Raw genomic sequence first — 18,242 nt, forward strand, 5'->3', positions numbered from 1 at the left:
GCAGAGCGTTTTTGATTGAGAAAATCACTGATTAGTATCTTAATTGCTGACGATTAAAGGCATTGGGGCTGTGACATAACATCCAGTGATTATTTTCTAATAGCTTTTCTGCATCTTTTTCGGATACACACTTGCGTCCTATCATATGCCCATCATCGTCAAATAAAGCTAGGGTATAGTGAGGATTAACGACTTGCTGTGATGCACTAATACCCGCTAACACCTCTCGAACGCCACGCCATAACGCGAGCAGGTTAGCTTGCCCCTTATGCCCTACTTCTCCTAATAATACCTGTTCAGTTCCAACTTGGAACCATACCTCTACCCTGGCATAATTTCGCATATGAGTCCCTCCAGTATTAGACAGTTTGAAAATCTCATATAAATGCCGCGGGAAGATTTTCAAGGAACCCTCATTATAATCACGCATCGGGCAGATTAAAGACGTTAAATAGCGCCAATTGAAATATTTTAATAATCTCTTTTCTAGGCAATGACTTAACAGATAGATTATTTAGTTATAAGAGTTGCTCGATTTTTACACACTCATAACCTTTATGATTAGCCCTTATCGCGATTGGATATTTGAGCTTACCCTCACCACAGAGCCATATTCACCCCATGGGTCACACTCATTTACATTACGACGCAACATATCTAAGGCGATGGCTGAGACAACGATACAACGCGCTGAAAAGTTATAATCCCTTTTGAACTCAACCACCTGCTTCAATATCTGCTTTGGTGTTTTAAGGGTAAACTGCCATTGATTATTGGAAAGCCCCTGTAATACAAAGCAATAATCATGAGCATCTAAGCCCACTTGTTTGGCAAGTTGTAAGCCCTGCGCTTGCTGATGATCAATGGGTACATTAAATGAAGACAGTTTATCCTGCTCTGGTAATTGCTTGGCTATCCAACTGTGGAAATGCCCTTGGGTAATACCGTCGATAATCGCAACGCGTCTCCCACCGAGTTTATCAAATACCGCATTAACTGGCGGGCAATTTATAGCCACGCTATTGCTATCCAATAATGCTTCAACTTGGTTAATATAAGCTTGCACCTCATCAGAGCACTCGCTATAAAACAGCTTAACCTCAATATAAGGAAGTGCAGAGCGATAACCTAAGACCATCTGCTTAGGATGCTCAAGTGGCTCTAGTAAAGTGGCAATCCCAGACTCTGACAAGCCGTAGCAATAGATCCTATGCACATTTTTCTGCACTATCTCAGTAAAACAAGCCTGCATATGCGGCAGGATCTCGTTGTTTAGCATGCTCTTGAATTCGTGAGGTACACCTGGCGTGAAATAACACTGTGCGCCGTCAATATCGAGTCTAAACCCACAAGCTGTTCCTCTCGGATTATCTAGAATAACGCTCGTTGACGGCAGCATCGCCTGCTTAATATTCGATGGTGGCATCTCACGCCCCCACTGAGCAAACATCTGTTCAATGCGCTCAACCCATTGTGGAAACAGCTCAAGATCTTTAGCAGCACATAGGGAAGCCGCTTCCGCTGTAAGGTCATCACTAGTGGGACCTAACCCACCATTTATAATGACAACATCATGGTCTTTAGACAGAATTTTCAATGCAGTTGATATCGCGTCTAAGCTGTCTCCAACTGTCATTCGAGTGGTCATTTGAAAGCCAGCCTCAAACAAGCTAGCTGAGAGCCAACTGGCGTTGGTATCTGTAATATCACCAAACAGTACCTCTTCTCCGGTACTCAACATGGCAATTTTCGGCGGATTATTGTGTGACAAAATATTCCCCATAATCGTTTCTATACTCATTTATAGCCCGTAAAAGAGCGGATGACAGGGATATTAAGTGTTGATTAACATAAATACAACTAACCGATTATTTTTCAGACTAAGCGATTGTTTTAATTAGTGAAGAAATGATACATAATTGTAACGACAATCAAGGATGATATTTAAGGGAGCCGTCAGTGCAATTCAAAAAAATTGCTACTACCCTAGCGATGTTGGCAAGTGCTAATAGCTATGCCAATTATGATACCAACAAGCACATTGAGTTTTCTTATAATCCACAATGCGATATCGCATATCAATATTGTGCCAAAACCAATATTGCTCAGCATACATTTTCGCTAGATGACAACAAAACTGCACTGGATCTAGAAGCCAATAAACTCCCCCTGCACCTGCGTGTTTCAGACGGCAAGGATTGGGATTATCTACTCGAACAAACCTATACTATTCTAGGCTTGAGTGTGGTGACCGTTGGCCTAATGACCTTCCTACCCGAAAGTATCACTAAATGGGAAGATGATGACCGTGACCTCAGCAAGCTAGGTGATAAATGGGTCGAAAACGTTAAAGCTGGCCCTGTTTGGGATAGAGATGAACATTTTCTAAACTATATCATGCACCCTTATTTTGGTGGTGTGTATTACACCGCCGCCCGACATGCAGGATTTAACGAGTTCGAATCCTTTGGCTACTCTTTTGCAATGTCGACCTTTTTTTGGGAATACGGCGTTGAAGCATTTGCAGAAGTTCCATCATGGCAAGATCTTTTTGTAACTCCAGTCTTTGGTGCTGTGGTGGGTGAACTCATGCTGCAAGGTGAACAGGAAGTCTTGAGCAGTGGAGGCAAGGTCTGGGGTTCAACGACCCTTGGTGATGTGTCGCTGTTCTTGTTAAATCCAGTTGGTCATATTCATTATTGGATAACAGACTCATGGGGAGCCGACGCACAGGCAAGCTTAGTTAGTACGCCTTGGTTTGGCTATCAAGATGCAGCCACATTTGCCCTTGATTCTGGCGCAAGTTATGACAAGCAATTTATTGGTATGCAATTTACACTCAGATTCTAAAGGATTAAAAAAGCCTATTGATTTCTCAATAGGCTTCTAATTTCGGTCTATTTATACAATCACGCCGCGTTGTCGCTCTTTACTGACTCCATTTTAGTCGGCGTACCTGTCAACACTTCACTAAAATCATGGCTAAAGTGATCGACCTGTATCGCACGATATCTCAGTTTATCGGCTTCAAGTACACGGTTTACTTCTTCTTGAGAGAGGATCTTAAGCTGTTTACAGGTACTGAGCTTATCAACTAAACTCGCTTTCTTTTCAACCTTGCCTTCTCGAATAGCGACTGCGACCTTTTTCTCAAGCTCTGCAACTGAATGCATCGCAACAAAAGCACGCTCCATAATGCCAACCGAATCGCCGTCTTTTTCTCCTACGTAGCACAGTTGCGTCAGTCGATCTCTTTGCTCACCAGGTTCCATCGTTAAGTGAGCGACCTGCATTACCAACTTATCGCTGGGCGCTTTAAAGTGATTTCCTATTGGGAATACTAGTAGTTTCATCACATATTTTGCCCATAACACAGGATAATTGCTTAGAGCCTGCTGCAACGCCTTCGCCCCTTGATGTAAACAGTGCTCTACCGCATAGCGAACATAAGGAAGATCGGCCTCAATCGAGCCTTCATCCTGATATTTTTTAAGCGCTGCTGATGCAAGGTACAGATACGAAAGTACATCGCCTAGACGCGCTGAGATCAGCTCTTTACGTTTAAGGTCACCACCTAAGGTTAGCATTGCAAAATCAGAACTTACCGCCAGTGCCTTACTTAAGCGTGTCATCTGTTGATAATATCGTTTGGTTGCACCAGAAACCGGAGCTGACATAAATTGTGAACCCGTTAGTGCTCCAAACAGAGAACCAAAACTGTTCTTAGTCGCATGGCCTATATGTTTAAATAGCAGTTGATCGAAATCTTGTGCAGCTTGCTTTTGATCTTCTTGCGAAGCCAGAGCCATCTCTTTTAACACATAAGGGTGACATCGAGTTGCGCCCTGTCCGAATATCATTAAGTTGCGAGTTAAAATATTGGCACCTTCTACAGTAATCGCCACAGGGATCCCATAATAGTGGTGAGATAGATAATTCATTGGGCCTTGTTGAATTGCGCGCCCAGAGTGGATATCCATAGAATCATCAAGGATGGTCCTCGCCATCTCCGTCATATGGTATTTCGCGATAGCGGTAACAATGCCTGGTTTCTCCCCGCTATCAAGGGCAGTTGTGGTCAATGTACGGCTGGCCTCTAACAAGTAGTTAAATCCACCAATGCGCGCTACGCCCTCTGCCACACCTTCAAACTTACCTATAGACAGGCCAAATTGCTTTCTCACCAGTGAATAAGCACCGGTAGTTTTAGCGGTAAGTTGCCCGACGGCAGCCCCTAGTGCTGGCAGCGAGATACCACGTCCTGCTGACAGGCATTCAACCAGCATTCGCCAGCCCTTACCTGCATATTCTTCACCCCCGATCAGCCAATCCATGGGAATAAAAACATCTTCACCACGGGTTGGCCCATTCATAAACGCTAGCCCGAGAGGATCATGTCGTTCACCGACAATCACGCCCGGATGATCGGTTGGGATAAGCGCGCAAGTAATACCAAGCTCTTCGCCTCGTCCTAGGTGATTATCTGGATCGTAAAGCTTAAACGCTAAGCCCAACACCGTTGAAACAGGCGCTAAGGTTATATAGCGTTTGTTCCAATTGAGCCTGATCCCCAGAACCTGTTTGCCATCGTGCTCGCCAAAGCATACTTTGCCCGCATCTGGTATAGCACCAGCATCAGAGCCTGCTTCTGGACCCGTTAGCGCAAAACACGGTATATCAAGACCTTGAGATAAGCGAGGAAGCCAGTATTGCCTTTGCTGCTCCGTTCCATAATGAGATAACAGTTCACCAGGACCTAATGAATTTGGCACCATTACGGTTACTGCCGCACTCAAGCTTCGGGTTGCAATCTTGGTTACTATGGTCGAATTAGCAAGAGAAGAAAAGTCACGACCACCGTATTCTTTAGAGATTATAAGAGAGAAAAAACGCTCTTGTTTAAGGTATTCCCACACCTGTGGTGGCAGGTCTCGTTGGTGCTTAACCACCTCAAAATCATCGAGCATCTCTAATAGAGTCTCTACCTGATTATCAACAAAGCTCTGCTCTTCTGCGGTTAACTCAGGCTTGTCGTAACTGTGAAGTTTTGACCAATCAGGGTTGCCGGAGAATAATTCTCCCTCCCACCACACACTACCCGCTTCCATAGCCTCTTTTTCAGTGGTTGATAGAGGAGGTAGTACCTTTTTAAAAAGCTTAAATGCTGGATCACTTAACCACTTTCTACGATAAGAATTCATATCCATTATTCTATTCCCTGATTGTTTAAGTTCGCATTCATGCCTGATGCAAGATAAGGCACGATCTGATCAAAAATACGTTCGACACGCTGATTAGTATCAAATTCACTGCGTGCAATGTTCATAAGTGCTTCACTAGAAGCCATTGTAAAAACGCAACTCCCTAACGTGAAATGCAGCCGCCAAAAGAGCGTTTCTCTATCCATAGTTGGATTTACTCTTATTACTTGGGCTACAAACCTATCTAGCACCTCACCGTAACGAGTTGTTATAAACCATCTGAGGTGTCCCTGCTCTTCTGCATAGCCCCGTCCAATTAGTAGCAAGAATCGCTCGGTACCGTTTGGCGTAATTTGTGCTAGTTGAAGCAAGGGTTGCTTCAATATCGAAAAAACCTGCAACATAGTCACATGTTCACTGCGCTCTATGTTGTGTAGGGTTTCCGCTATTGATGGCATTAAGCTATCAAGATATTTGCCCAGTACCGCTCGAATAAGGCTTTTCTTATCACCAAAATGGTAGTTTACTGAAGCGAGATTCACGTTAGCTTGCCCTGTGATATTTCTTAGAGAGGTTTCTTTAAACCCCTTTTCAGAAAACAGTACTTCGGCGACTGAGATAATTTTCTCTTTGGTATGTAACGCAGAGCCCATTAGCACCTCATTGCAAACAAAATTATCAAACGACCGTTTGAAATTAACAAAACGATTACAAATACGCAATAAAAATATAGCAAGAGATCCGACCAGATGGGAGTGTTTGTTCGAGCGCGAATTAAACTCTCTATTAATCAACAGCTTATTAATGAGCCTGAAAATAGTTAAATTTAAACCGTTTTTTTTTGAACTAAAGGTAAAATCCCTAGTCTTACTATGTGTAGGCAATAACGCGGTAAGAAATTGAAGGTATGTACTGAATTTTTTCTATTGTCTGCACACTGTTTTTTTCATTTAACTCCTATGATTTGTATAAGCCTAATCACATTTGATTAGGCTTTTTTTTATCTAAAATTCCGAACCTGAACTCAAGTTAAACGCATAAAAAAAGGCCAGCAAAAATGCTGGCCTTTAATGATTTGTGAGTCAATCTAATGGTTGGGCGCCACTTTGTGGCTAGCCTGCTTTTTTGGCAATGACAACCGTAGCATCGTATAGCCAAGTATTGCAGCCACTGTCGAGCCCATTAGGATCCCCAATCTCGCATGAGTATTGAGATCTGCTGCCGTTCCAGTAAAGGCAAGGGAAGCAATAAACATCGACATTGTAAAACCAATACCACATAGAATCGACACAGCGAAGATGTGCTTAAAGTTAATCCCCTCAGGAAGCTTAGCCACGCCAGCTTTCACTGCTACATAACTAAACGTAAAGATACCCAATGGTTTACCTACTAACAAACCAAGTGCAATACCCAACGGTAACGCAGTTCCTAGGGTTGCAAAAGAAATACCTTCTAAGGAGACACCTGCATTAGCGAACGCGAATATTGGTAAAATTAGGAATGACGAATAAGGGTGCAAAGCGTGCTCTAGGTGTTTAAGCGGTGAACGCTCACCTTTCTTGCCTTGCAATGGAATTGCAAAACCGATTACGACACCAGCAAGCGTTGCGTGAACCCCAGATTGCAGAACTGCAAACCATAGTATCGCACCAACAAATAGGTACAATTTGAGAGAGGTTACTTTTTTATGATTGAGATAAAAGAGTAATCCGGTCATCGCAAACCCGATCGCAAGTGCAAGGGTTGATAAATCGCTGGTATAGAACAGTGCAATGATAACCACTACACCCAGATCATCGATAATCGCAAGAGCTAACAAGAACACTTTGAGGCTTACTGGTACGCGGTTACCTAGTAAGGCCATGATCCCTAGAGCAAATGCAATATCTGTTGCTGCTGGTATTGCCCAACCTTGCAGTGCTTCAGGGTTAGAGAAGTTAAATAGAACGTAAACTAAAGCTGGAGCAACCATGCCACCAACCGCTGCAATAGCTGGGAAAATTGCAGTTTCACGAGATTTTAGCGCGCCTTCAAGGAGCTCACGTTTTACTTCTAAACCAATTAATAGGAAGAATACCGCCATTAGGCCATCATTAACCCAATGCTCGACAGACATACCTGCAATATAAGAGTGCAAAGCACCTTGATAGGTTTCATTAAGGGGAGAATTAGCCACTAGCATAGCAAGTGCAGCAGCAATAACTAAGATAATGCCACCGGCTGATTCTAACTTAAAAAAATCTTTTAATATTTGACTCATTGTTACATCCATTACTTGTGATTTACATCACACAACCAAGTGGCAACAGTGTACCCAATACGAAAATTTACAAAATTCGATTGTTTAGTCGTATAAGTTCGGTAAAACCGAAGATAAGCAATTAAAACATAAAAAAACGCATAGCTAATACCGCAGTCATCACAAAACTATAACAAAGATAGATGAAATTGTTACGACTTTTGTATTAAATCAATAATCAGAGGCCAGCTGATTAGCATCGGTGATATAGATAGACAGATCGCTTGTAAGGGGGGGCGTCCGAGTCGATTTGAAACATCAATAAATAGACTAAAATCATTTGAAATCAACAAGATAACACAGATCGATTAATGTGAATTACTCTATTACCTGCATGAAACCACGTGCATTTTCACTGCCTGAAGCACGCACAGTGCCAGACCATGATGGAATTGACAAATCCAGCCACTGCTCTCGTCGAGTCGCATCGGATGTTAAGAATATTTTAAATTTGGGTATATTTATAGTCCATTGCAGTGGTAACACCTTCCCATTACTCAATGTACTGGTACCTGAGGACGTTAACTCAACATTTGAATTATCCAAAGTGTGAACTTGCCCCGTATGATCCATAATAGAGCCGTAAATATGAGGCAAGCCAGAAGGTGATATGACTTGAGTTAGAAACAGCACCTTGCCATTGTTCAAGCGATATAAAAAACGAATATGGCTTTGTTCTGGCTTAGGCTCAGTAGAGCCCCATATTTGATTTAGCCATACATTTCCAGAAAGAGCATATTTCCTCTCCCCGATGTTTACGGTACCGCTAGCGCCTATATAGGGAGCTTGATAACCGTAAATAGCTTGCGATTGCAGTTTATTGGTCACCTGATATCCACGGTCTCCCATTGGTATATAGGAACCATTTTGTTGAAGCTTAAGGTCAAGCTTAAAATCATCAGTCTTTAACAGTAAACGGCCCGGTACGGGATAACTACTAAATGAGCGCCACACCCAGTTATCAATTGATAGTCGATATGGTCGCGAACGCATCCCCACTAGCCCTATTCCACCTCGAGCAAAACGCTCCGCCGAATAGATATTATCTGGAGTAGTAAGGGCAACTTGTGACGCGTAGATTTGCGGAGATTCCCAACCAGATTTTTTATTTTCCGAGGTCGCTCTGCGGTAAAGGTACCATTGGGCTAGGTATTCATTACCTTTTGTATCATTGAGCATCGCGACAAAACTCCAGATCTCAAAACGATATTCAGAGTGGATCTTAAAATCATTAGGAAACTGTACCGCTTTATTTGGTAGTACTGGCTCAAAAACGTGGGTTTGTTTGGCTTTTATATTTTCTATGGTCAGATTAGTATCGGACTTCGAAAAATCATAGATGTACAGGCTGCTACTGATCACCACTATCAAAATGATGAGGCATGCCAATGTCCAGAGGGTTCGATTCAATATTCGTCTAGTCATCTATTACAATGCATCTCTAAGTGATTTCATTGGGGTTCGTCTAATTACTTGCAGCACTGGTATCGCACCTGCGATAATCAACGAAGCAATAGTCCAACCGAGTGTTCCTAGGTAATCCCAAGGCACAATTTGTACCTGCATGCTCCAACCGAACGATTTTTTGAGGATAAGCTCTACCACGTTATTCGCCATTGCCATTCCTAGTGGAATCGCGACGAAAGCGGCCACTAAGCCAAACGCAAACAACTGTGCACCACCAACAAAAACCAGTTCCTTACCTGACATACCTAAACAGCGCAGTAAGGCGACATTACGCAGGCGAGTGGCTTCCCCCGCTAACGTAGCAAAAAATATCCCAAGTACGGCCACTATCAAGGTTATATTGCCAAGGGTATCGGTAATACCAAACGTTCTATCAAACACTGTCATCGCTTGGTCGTAGATACGGCTGTTATTTACCACCCGCTCGGCTGGTGTATGGTAAATGGAAATCAATTTAGAGATTACATCGTTCGATGTTTGCTTATCGTGTAATAAAACCCCAAGACCAATTGCCCCTTTATCTGGCAGCAGTAAATCCCAGTTTTTTTGTGACATCAGAACTTGGTCATATGGATTACCATAATCATAATACACCCCTACCACTCTCCACTGGGGTCCCAGAGGTGCTGGCAGTGATATGTAGTCACCAACGCGAATTTTTTGTCTATTCGACATTGACTCGGAGATCATAACACTACGAGAATGATGCAAGTGATACCAGTAATCGAGAACCGTTACTTTCACAGATAATGCATCCTTTTCGCCGTCACTTCCTCCAGTACTAACTAAGCTGATATTTTCATTATTAGAAATAAGCTCAGTCTCTTTACGAGTCCATACTTGGTCAACCTCGGGTTGCTTTTTCAACCAACTACTCATTCGAGGCGCCGAGTGCATAGTTGGGTAAACGTAAACATCTGCCGCCAAGCGCTGTGACAACCATTGATCTGTGGTTACTCTAAAGCTCCCCACCATAGTTTCAACGCCGACATTAGCCGTAATTGCCAACATAAATGCCATTAACGCAACCCCACGATAACTCATGGATGCCGCTGCGTCGGCAAAGAACCATCGCGCCTTTACCCAGCGTAGGCGATATGAAAGATAGGTAAATAGCTCAAATATAATAAAGGGTACCACCAGAGCTACCCCGATCAGCATACACGCAATAATGACAAAGCCTGCGTAGATACCACTACCAAACTGCAACGCAAAAACTGCAATAAATAAGCATATCGCGGCTAAGATGGCTTGCCAGAAGAACTCTTTACCTGCAAAACGTACCATTGATAGGCGAGCGGTTAGGCGTATAGGTTGGGTTCTAATTAAACGCACTAATGGCCAAGTACATGAAAGTCCCACACCGACAATCGCCATCAGTAAGCTCTTCAAGCTCCAAGACCAACTCCAGTTCACCACCATATCTATCTGAACGTTATAGATTGCACCTAAACTCATAGAAACAGCAGGAACAAGTTTGTTGGCAAGCATTAATCCAAGAACATTTCCAGAAAGCCAACTTATCACCACCAACAAAATCAGTTCTAAAGTGAGCGCGGCAATCAACTGCTTAACCGACACTCCCATTTGCCTTAAAACACCCGTTACCGGTTGACGTTGAATGAACGACAAAGACATCGCTTGATAGAATATGAACAAGCCTATCAAGAATGACAGCATCCCTAATGCTGTAAGATTAAGGTGAAATGCCTTAGTCAACGAAACCAATTCACCACGCGTATTTTTTCGTAGTGTCATTCCTTTAGGTAGCATCTGCCTAATTTCAGTCAGCTTCTGCTTGGACATATCGGTGCAGCCAATCACTGAGAAGCCCGTACCACGACGTAGTTGACGGCTCAAAGCCATATCCACGACAAGGTTAGAGCCGTTGACGAGACCTTCTGTATCTACAATCAGCGGACCGATGGTTTCGCCGCTTTGTAAGGTAATAGACTGTCCTTCTTTCCAGCCCATAAACTTCATAAATACTTGGTTTACCAATACAGGATATGGTTCTTGCATCATATTCAGTATCGGGTTTTCAAGTACATTACCAGTAAGAAATATCTCAGCCGTCGCTAGACTGTCCATTCCTAGCACTTGGATATCGATATTATTTTTTGTGCGGGCTCGATGAATATCAAAGGGAATACATTGGTCAAACCCTTCACGGCGTAGCTGAATATAGAATGCCTGAGGGATAGTATTAGCGGTATTTTTAGATTGAATACGATACGGCAAAGGGTTTGAGAAAAGTCTCTCACCATTGGTATAAGATAATTCTGCGTGCTGATTGATAGCAAGCACACCAACAAGCACAGAGATGCCTAGAGAGAGACCTAACCAAACCAGAAAGATCTGCAGCGGGTGTCGCTTATAGTGACCAAGTAGCGCTTTAGCTATTGGCCATATCATGCAACTGCCCTCCTTGAATACGTATAGTACGATCCATATATGCCGCGACCGCTTCACTGTGTGTGACCAAAAGCAATGTACAGTTAAAGTCACGGATGAGCGAAGATAATAGGCGCATCACGGCCTTAGCGTTTTTTTCGTCTAGGCTACCGGTAGGTTCATCAGCAAGTAAGATTGAAGGCTCCATATATAGCGCCCGTGCTATTGCGGCGCGTTGCTGTTGGCCACCCGAGATCTCTTCTGGGTAACGCCCCAATAAAGGCATAAGGTCTAATGCTGAGAGTATTTGACGCCAAAGTTGAGGGTTCTCAGGTAAACCTTTAAGTTGGCGACAAAATCGAATGTTATCCGCAATATTTAGGGTCGTTAGTAGGTTGTATTGTTGAAATACATGGCCGATATAATTGCGGCGATATTCGGTGCGGTTACCTTCTTTAAAGTTATGCATCGCATAATCATCAAACCAGATTTCACCCGAATCTAAAGAATCGAGTCCGGCGATTAGGTTAAGTAACGTACTTTTACCTGAACCTGACTCCCCCATCAATGCGATATGTTCACCACTTTGAATTCTTAAGTCTGCACCTTGTAGAACTGGGTGAAACTCACCACCGTCAACATATCCTTTGCTAACACTGACCAGCTTTAACATTACAATTTGTACCTATGATTTTTTAAACTCCCACTGCGCTCCATCAAAAAGGTGTCGTATACGACAAAACGATGAATTTACGAGCAAGATACTGAAAAAGTGGGATATTTATTAGGTTAGTATACTCTTAACTTTAAGATAGAACCAACAAGGATTGATGATGGAAACAAAAAAGGTATTAATACTGGGAGCGTCAGGCTATGTTGGTTCACAATTAATCCCTCTGCTACTGGATGCTGGTCACAAGGTTACCGCCACGGCTCGCAATCTACCTTTACTTAAATCACGAATCGAGGTTGCCGAAAACCTCAGCTTTGAACAACTCGACCTTAGCGACAATAAACGAACCCTCCAGATTGTCGATAATTTTGATCTGGTATATTTCTTAGTCCACGGAATGAACCATGGGCATGATTTTCTCGATTATGAACTGGATCTCGCGCAAAATTTCGCACAAGCATTACAGCAAAATAGTATCGGTCAGGTTATCTATTTAAGTTCGCTGCAGCCACAGACTGGACATTCAGAGCACCTAGCCGCTCGCAGAAAAACGGGCGAAATTTTACGTAACACGCCGGTTCCGATAATTGAATTACGCGCTGGCGTTATTATAGGCCCAGGTTCAGCTGCGTTTGAAATCATGCGTGACTTTGTTTATAACCTCCCTATACTCATTACTCCTAAATGGGTGGATTCCAAGGCCAACCCTATTGCGCTTAAAAACCTCAATCATTATTTACTTAGCCTTGCTTGTGAGTCGAATAACAGCAGTAAAGTATACGAGGTTGGCGGCCCTGACATTCTAAGTTATCGCGACCAATTTAAAACAATTTGCCACGCAACAAACAACCGATACAGCCTATTTGCCACCAAACTTCTAACCCCATCAATGGCCGCCGCTTGGTTGGGCATTGTTACCTCTGTACCTAGCAGTATTGGACGGGCACTACTAGCTGGATTAAGCCATGACTTTATTGCTGATTCTGCTGAAATTCGTCAACGATTCCCTCAGCAATTGATGGGTTATAAAGCAATGGTTGACGAGGCGATATCCCATGAGGATCAATACGTTCGTTCAAAAGTATGGGGATTTGACTCAAGTGCCCTATCGCGCTGGCAATCAGGGTTTGGCTACTATGCCAAAAATGCGGGCGCAAGCTACAAAACATCAAAAACAACCCAACAACTGTGGGATACAGTAATACAGCTTGGTAGCCCTAAGCAGGGTTACTTCTTTGCGAATTTTCTATGGCGCACCCGAGAATGGCTCGACCTATTTGTTGGCGGGGGACGCCCCAAGCGAAGAGTCCCTGCCGGACCGAAGCTTAAGGTCGGTGACCATATTGATTCTTGGAAGGTTATCCGAATAGAAGACCAGAAATTCCTATCACTACTGTTTGGTATGAAAGGTCCTGGATTGGGACGACTCGAATGCAGCATAGTAGACCATGGTGACTATAGAGAGCTCGATGTCCGAGCATGGTGGCACCCTAAAGGGTTTTTCGGTCTACTTTATTGGTGGGCGATGTTTCCAGCCCACCTATTTATTTTCAAGGGTATGGTAAGGGCAATTTGCAATAAATCTAATCTTGATTCTGATAATTCTCAGGGTTAAAACCTATCGGTATTTCCGCCAATTGAGTACCTAAATTATTTGGATAAATAAGGTACTCTCCATGGTATTTCACCTTGGATTTGTAATCAGTTTGCTTATGCAACATAAAGCCAGCTCGGGTTGCTAACTCAATAAATTGCGCATGATTACCACGCACATAAAAGCTCATCGGCTTCATCAAGCGCTCTGTACCATCGTCATTAGTACCGCCTTCAAAGCAATCATCACATTGATGTGCACACAACACCAGTGAACTATCCCCTTGTGTGAACAGTTGTCCTCGACCGTCACCACTTAGGTCATACTCAGTGCACACACTCCAATTAACTGTCTCCATAAAATCAATCCATTGATTAATTTGGGTATCTAGAATTGGCTGGTCGTAATCAAAGTCATGAAAAAAGTGGCTATAAAATTCACGAATAGTCACGAATCGACTGTAAATTTCAGTATTACTGCCTTTACTGCGGCCTTGCTTTTGCCATGCCAATAAATCTTTTGCCATTAGAGTCGAAAAGCGTTGCTGTTTGATACTCTTGGTTATCCAACGTAATAAAAAATTGGTATTGCTCACTGGCGTGTTAGCCAACTTTCCTTTTTGATGCTCGCAAGCTATCTCATCTAATGCACTTGAAACAAGATGCAACAACTGCTCAGCGTAACTTTTCACGGTTTCTTTCTCCAAAAATCTTAAACATCAAAAATGCGGCAATAGAACATGCACCCATCATAATTAGCATAGGCCAGCTTTGATCACCGGGAAGTTGTGCAACGATAAACCCCATTATAGAGCCCAACCCAAAGCGTAGCGTTCCAGCTAATGACGAGGTAGTGCCTGCCATATTCGGGTACTGATTTAATAGCAATGCCATCGAGTTACTGCCGACAGTAGATATGGTGCCAACATATAACATAACGCACGGAACAATAGCTATAAGGCCAAGATCAAACACCCAACACAAGAACAACCCTATTCCAGCAATCAGCTGTATACTCAAGCCAAACAACAACATATTACGAGAGCCAAAACGCTTTACAACCCGGCCATTCAATGTGGTAAAGAAAATCATCGTTACTATATTGAGCGCGAATAGATAACCAAAATTTTGAGGTTCTACTCCAAAGTAGTCAATATAAACAAACGAACCTGCGGTCAGAAATACAAACATCCCTGAAAAGGAGAATGCACCGCACATAATATAACCCAATGCTTGTGGGTTATTTAACAATACCTGAAAGTTTCTTAAGCTGTTGCGCAGATGGAACGGTTGCTTATTCTTATCATCCAATGTTTCGGGTATACGAAAATAGATAGTAACTAACATTATCGCGGCAAATATCGCCAACAAAGCAAATACGGCTCTCCATCCCGCCCATACCGAAATATGCCCGCCAATCATAGGCGCGGCCAAAGGTGCAACCGTCATAACAAGGGTAATAAACGACATAGTACGCGCAAAGTCTTCACTTTCGTACAAGTCTCTGACAACAGCCTGAATCACAACTGCCGCAGCAGCCCCGGCAAAGCCTTGGGCCATTCGCACCCAGATCAAAGCTTCTACGCTGTGACTAAAAGCACAACCTATCGCCCCGACCAAGAATAAAGCGACCCCACCAAGTAGTACAGGGCGTCGACCTATTGAGTCTGATAATGGACCATAAAATAACTGACCAAGAGCAAACCCTAACGTATAAATAGTTAAGGTTATTTGTACATCACCAGCAGCAACGCCAAAATCGTCAGCTATCGCAGGCATAGCGGGCAGGTACATATCAATAGCTAGGGGGGTAAGCGCACTTATCGCCCCTAATATAATGAACATCATCACACTCAATTGAGTGACTGAGCTTTTACTCATTAATAAATAATCCTACTTAGAGAATATAGATTCAATCTCTTGGGGTGACAGGTCACGATACTCACCCGGCTCTAGTGTTTCATCGAGAACAATCTGACCGATGCGCTCACGATGCAGTGCCTCGACGCGATTTCCAAGCGCTGCAAACATACGCTTCACTTGGTGATATTTGCCTTCGTGAATAGTAAGTAGCACCTCGTTATCCGAGATAATTTCAAGCTCAGCAGGCAAGGTCGGTTCTTTTTCATTCCGTAGTAAGATACCTTGTTGAAAAGCATTAGCATATTCTTCCTGTACTGGATCTGCTAGCCACACACGGTAGGTCTTATCGCACTTATGTTTTGGGGAGGTAATACGGTGTGACCATTTGCCATCATCAGTGATTAACAACAATCCGGTCGTATCCACATCTAAGCGACCAGCAAAGTGTAAATCGTCGTAGCGCACCTCATCGAGAAGCACAAACACAGTATGATTAAAGCCATCTTCATGGGAGCAAACAAAACCTGTCGGCTTGTTCATCATTAAATAGCGAGGCCCTCTCAGTACGATTGCTCTGTCCTCCCACATCACCTCACTTTGTGATGATACCTTAACTGCCCCACTTTTTACCTTGGCACCATCTAGGGTAACGTCACCACTTTTCAGTAATTTAGTGGCTTGCTTGCGGGTAATGCCCAAGCCGTCACACAAATATTTATCTAGTCTCATTTTTACTCCTTAGAGCTGAAGTCAGGTAGTATATACATAACATTAGTTTCAATCAGAAAATTTCATTAAAGATGTATCAACTAAGGCCATATCAATCAGATGCGGTGAAAGCCGTCGTCCATTATTTTCGCAAGCAAACCCAGCCAGCAGTGATTGTTCTGCCTACTGGTGCAGGCAAAAGCTTAGTGATAGCGGAATTAGCACGCCTGGCGCGTGGTAAGGTATTGGTGCTTGCCCATGTAAAAGAATTAGTTGAACAAAATCATGCCAAATATGAAAGCTATGACCTAAAAGGCTCTATCTTTGCCGCGGGCTTGGGACGAAAGGAAACCACCGAACAGGTTGTCTTCGCCTCGGTTCAATCAATGTCGCGTAACCTCAATGAGTTTAATACTCCATTTTCCTTAGTAGTAATAGATGAATGCCATCGAGTACCAGAAGACCCCAACAGCAGCTATCAAAAAGTAATTAGCCACCTTAAACAACTCAACCCGAATACCAAGATCCTTGGGCTAACCGCTACCCCTTATCGACTGGGTATGGGGTGGCTATATCAATATCATACTCGTGGCCAAGTACGCCAAGATGAGGCACGCTTCTTTCGCGATTGCGTGTTCGAATTACCAATACGATACCTACTCGATCAGGAATTTTTAACCCCGGCTAAGATAATAGATGCGCCACTATTTAGTTATGACTTCTCACAGATAGCTCCAACCGCGATGGGACGTTATCGAGAATCAGATATGGATATGGTTATCGAGCAATCGAAACGCGCAACGCCACAGATCATTAAACAGATACTTGAAGCGGCAAAATCCCGTAAAGGGGTAATGGTTTTTGCCGCCACAGTTAGGCACGCGCAAGAAATAATGAGCCTATTACCAAGTGATGAGTCTGCCATTGTCATTGGTGATACCCATACCAATGAGCGCGATCGCATCATAAATGAATTTAAGCAGCAGAAGATCAAGTATCTAGTGAACGTTTCCGTGCTGACCACTGGCTTTGATGCGCCGCACGTTGACCTTATTGCTATCTTACGTCCCACTGAATCCATCAGCCTCTATCAACAAATCGTTGGAAGAGGCCTTAGACTTAGCGAAGGAAAACATGAGTGCTTGGTATTAGAGTATGCAGGCAACTGCTATGACCTTTACCAGCCAGAAGTTGGCTCACCACAACCGGATGCCGATAGTGAGATTGTGACCATTCCTTGCCCTGCTTGCGGTTTTAACAATAACTTCTGGGGAAAAACTGCCGATAATGGGTTCGTGTTAGAACATTTTGGACGTAAGTGTCAGGGTTACTTTGAACAAGAAGATGGCAGCCGAGAACATTGTGATTATCGATTTCGCTCCAAGTTTTGCCGTGAGTGCGGAGCCGATAATGACATCGCCGCACGCATTTGTTGTGAGTGCGAAGCAACCTTAGTCGACCCAGATAAAAAGCTAAAAGAAGCGCTAAATTTAAAAGATGCTATGGTGTATGAATGCGTAAACATGGAGTTATCGGCGCAAAAAGACAGCAAAGGAAAGCCCTATTTACGAGTCGCCTACGTTGGAGGCAATGGAGAAAAGGTAAATAAACAGTTTTATCTTGCTTCAGCGGCGCAAAAGAAACGCTTTAAAGCCGAGTTTGTTCGTGCTCACCTTGCCGACAAACACAATCAATTTGATGCCTATAGCCCAACCAAAGCGGTTAAAAACCAGCACAGGTTTCGGTTACCTAAGTTTGTAATAGCACGTAAACAAGGACGCTTTTGGGCGCTTCGGGATGTGATTTTTGACAACGAATTCATACAGCCAATTACGTTATAAAGCGTTCATTAACACACAAAACAGTGGCGATAGTTATTATTTCAGTAAACATGGATTAAAAGCTAACATAATTTGCCCACAGCCCCTTATCTCTATTGCTCATAGTGTTATTCAATGATAGTATCCGCGCTCACTTTATTGTTTATATAAGGTGATTTAATATCGATGGCTAGGTCGCTAAGCCACGATAATTCTTTTTTTAC

General features: G+C 43.2%; 14 protein-coding genes. 3 read left to right on the forward strand and 11 right to left on the reverse strand.

The genetic code is table 11. The features are described 5' to 3' along the window. Positions 1 to 31: 31 nt before the first annotated feature. Both OCU28_RS06190 and OCU28_RS06195 read right to left on the reverse strand, forming a co-directional pair. Positions 32 to 343: a hypothetical protein gene (locus OCU28_RS06190; protein ID WP_261815348.1), complete on the reverse strand. Its 312-nt coding sequence runs from the start codon at positions 341 to 343 to the stop codon at positions 32 to 34. A gap of 225 nt (positions 344 to 568) precedes the next feature. Beyond that, positions 569 to 1,801, reverse strand: coding sequence for a molybdopterin-binding protein (locus OCU28_RS06195; RefSeq protein WP_261815349.1), 1,233 nt, complete (start codon positions 1,799 to 1,801; stop codon positions 569 to 571). Positions 1,802 to 1,992: 191 nt separating this feature from the next. Between OCU28_RS06195 and OCU28_RS06200 the strand changes: the two genes are divergently transcribed. Next, positions 1,993 to 2,850 (forward strand): DUF3943 domain-containing protein, encoded by an 858-nt coding sequence (locus tag OCU28_RS06200; RefSeq protein WP_261817448.1) that lies wholly within the window; start codon positions 1,993 to 1,995, stop codon positions 2,848 to 2,850. 59 nt (positions 2,851 to 2,909) lie between these two features. On the opposite strand, the gene OCU28_RS06205 is transcribed toward OCU28_RS06200, so the two are convergent. The 6 genes from OCU28_RS06205 to OCU28_RS06230 form a co-directional block, all read right to left on the reverse strand. After that, positions 2,910 to 5,201, reverse strand: a complete 2,292-nt coding sequence (locus OCU28_RS06205) for an acyl-CoA dehydrogenase (RefSeq protein WP_261817449.1) — start codon at positions 5,199 to 5,201, stop codon at positions 2,910 to 2,912. A gap of 5 nt (positions 5,202 to 5,206) precedes the next feature. After that, positions 5,207 to 5,854 carry a TetR/AcrR family transcriptional regulator gene (locus tag OCU28_RS06210; RefSeq protein ID WP_261815350.1) on the reverse strand — a complete coding sequence of 216 codons (648 nt, stop codon included), beginning with the start codon at positions 5,852 to 5,854 and terminating at the stop codon, positions 5,207 to 5,209. Positions 5,855 to 6,288: 434 nt separating this feature from the next. Continuing rightward, positions 6,289 to 7,461 (reverse strand): Na+/H+ antiporter NhaA, encoded by a 1,173-nt coding sequence (gene nhaA, locus OCU28_RS06215; protein WP_261815351.1) that lies wholly within the window; start codon positions 7,459 to 7,461, stop codon positions 6,289 to 6,291. 357 nt (positions 7,462 to 7,818) lie between these two features. After that, on the reverse strand, positions 7,819 to 8,925 hold the full coding sequence (locus OCU28_RS06220; RefSeq protein WP_261815352.1) for a lipocalin-like domain-containing protein: 1,107 nt from the start codon (positions 8,923 to 8,925) through the stop codon (positions 7,819 to 7,821). A 3-nt stretch (positions 8,926 to 8,928) separates the two neighbouring features. Further along, on the reverse strand, positions 8,929 to 11,382 hold the full coding sequence (locus OCU28_RS06225; RefSeq protein ID WP_261815353.1) for an ABC transporter permease: 2,454 nt from the start codon (positions 11,380 to 11,382) through the stop codon (positions 8,929 to 8,931). Further along, complete coding sequence (locus tag OCU28_RS06230) at positions 11,363 to 12,034, reverse strand: ABC transporter ATP-binding protein (protein ID WP_261815354.1); 672 nt, start codon at positions 12,032 to 12,034, stop codon at positions 11,363 to 11,365. Before OCU28_RS06230 ends, OCU28_RS06225 begins: the two co-directional genes overlap by 20 nt. A 160-nt stretch (positions 12,035 to 12,194) precedes the next feature. Between OCU28_RS06230 and OCU28_RS06235 the strand changes: the two genes are divergently transcribed. Beyond that, complete coding sequence (locus OCU28_RS06235; RefSeq protein WP_261817450.1) at positions 12,195 to 13,649, forward strand: SDR family oxidoreductase; 1,455 nt, start codon at positions 12,195 to 12,197, stop codon at positions 13,647 to 13,649. Here the strand turns inward: OCU28_RS06235 and OCU28_RS06240 are convergent. From OCU28_RS06240 to rsuA, 3 genes are read right to left on the reverse strand one after another with little or no spacing between them, the layout of a single operon-like run. After that, positions 13,618 to 14,319: a DUF2913 family protein gene (locus OCU28_RS06240; RefSeq protein ID WP_261815355.1), complete on the reverse strand. Its 702-nt coding sequence runs from the start codon at positions 14,317 to 14,319 to the stop codon at positions 13,618 to 13,620. The genes OCU28_RS06235 and OCU28_RS06240 overlap by 32 nt on opposite strands. Then, a complete protein-coding gene (locus tag OCU28_RS06245) occupies positions 14,303 to 15,508 on the reverse strand; it encodes a Bcr/CflA family multidrug efflux MFS transporter (RefSeq protein WP_261815356.1) in 1,206 nt (401 codons plus the stop codon). Before OCU28_RS06245 ends, OCU28_RS06240 begins: the two co-directional genes overlap by 17 nt. Positions 15,509 to 15,520: 12 nt before the next feature. After that, positions 15,521 to 16,219 (reverse strand): 16S rRNA pseudouridine(516) synthase RsuA, encoded by a 699-nt coding sequence (rsuA, locus tag OCU28_RS06250; protein WP_261815357.1) that lies wholly within the window; start codon positions 16,217 to 16,219, stop codon positions 15,521 to 15,523. A 71-nt stretch (positions 16,220 to 16,290) separates the two neighbouring features. Here rsuA and OCU28_RS06255 point away from each other — a divergent pair, with 71 nt between their 5' ends. Next, positions 16,291 to 18,039, forward strand: coding sequence for a DEAD/DEAH box helicase (locus OCU28_RS06255; protein ID WP_261815358.1), 1,749 nt, complete (start codon positions 16,291 to 16,293; stop codon positions 18,037 to 18,039). The last annotated feature ends 203 nt before the right edge of the window (positions 18,040 to 18,242 follow it).

This window comes from Vibrio gallicus (assembly GCF_024346875.1).
GTDB lineage: Bacteria > Pseudomonadota > Gammaproteobacteria > Enterobacterales > Vibrionaceae > Vibrio > Vibrio gallicus.

Coding starts and splice junctions, on each gene's coding strand:
- OCU28_RS06190 (WP_261815348.1), bottom strand. CDS start 343: ATGCGAAATTATGCCAGGGTAGAGGTATGGTTCCAAGTTGGAACTGAA.
- OCU28_RS06195 (WP_261815349.1), bottom strand. CDS start 1,801: ATGAGTATAGAAACGATTATGGGGAATATTTTGTCACACAATAATCCG.
- OCU28_RS06200 (WP_261817448.1), top strand. CDS start 1,993: ATGTTGGCAAGTGCTAATAGCTATGCCAATTATGATACCAACAAGCAC.
- OCU28_RS06205 (WP_261817449.1), bottom strand. CDS start 5,201: ATGAATTCTTATCGTAGAAAGTGGTTAAGTGATCCAGCATTTAAGCTT.
- OCU28_RS06210 (WP_261815350.1), bottom strand. CDS start 5,854: ATGGGCTCTGCGTTACATACCAAAGAGAAAATTATCTCAGTCGCCGAA.
- nhaA (WP_261815351.1), bottom strand. CDS start 7,461: ATGAGTCAAATATTAAAAGATTTTTTTAAGTTAGAATCAGCCGGTGGC.
- OCU28_RS06220 (WP_261815352.1), bottom strand. CDS start 8,925: ATGACTAGACGAATATTGAATCGAACCCTCTGGACATTGGCATGCCTC.
- OCU28_RS06225 (WP_261815353.1), bottom strand. CDS start 11,382: ATGATATGGCCAATAGCTAAAGCGCTACTTGGTCACTATAAGCGACAC.
- OCU28_RS06230 (WP_261815354.1), bottom strand. CDS start 12,034: ATGTTAAAGCTGGTCAGTGTTAGCAAAGGATATGTTGACGGTGGTGAG.
- OCU28_RS06235 (WP_261817450.1), top strand. CDS start 12,195: ATGGAAACAAAAAAGGTATTAATACTGGGAGCGTCAGGCTATGTTGGT.
- OCU28_RS06245 (WP_261815356.1), bottom strand. CDS start 15,508: ATGAGTAAAAGCTCAGTCACTCAATTGAGTGTGATGATGTTCATTATA.
- rsuA (WP_261815357.1), bottom strand. CDS start 16,219: ATGAGACTAGATAAATATTTGTGTGACGGCTTGGGCATTACCCGCAAG.
- OCU28_RS06255 (WP_261815358.1), top strand. CDS start 16,291: ATGTATCAACTAAGGCCATATCAATCAGATGCGGTGAAAGCCGTCGTC.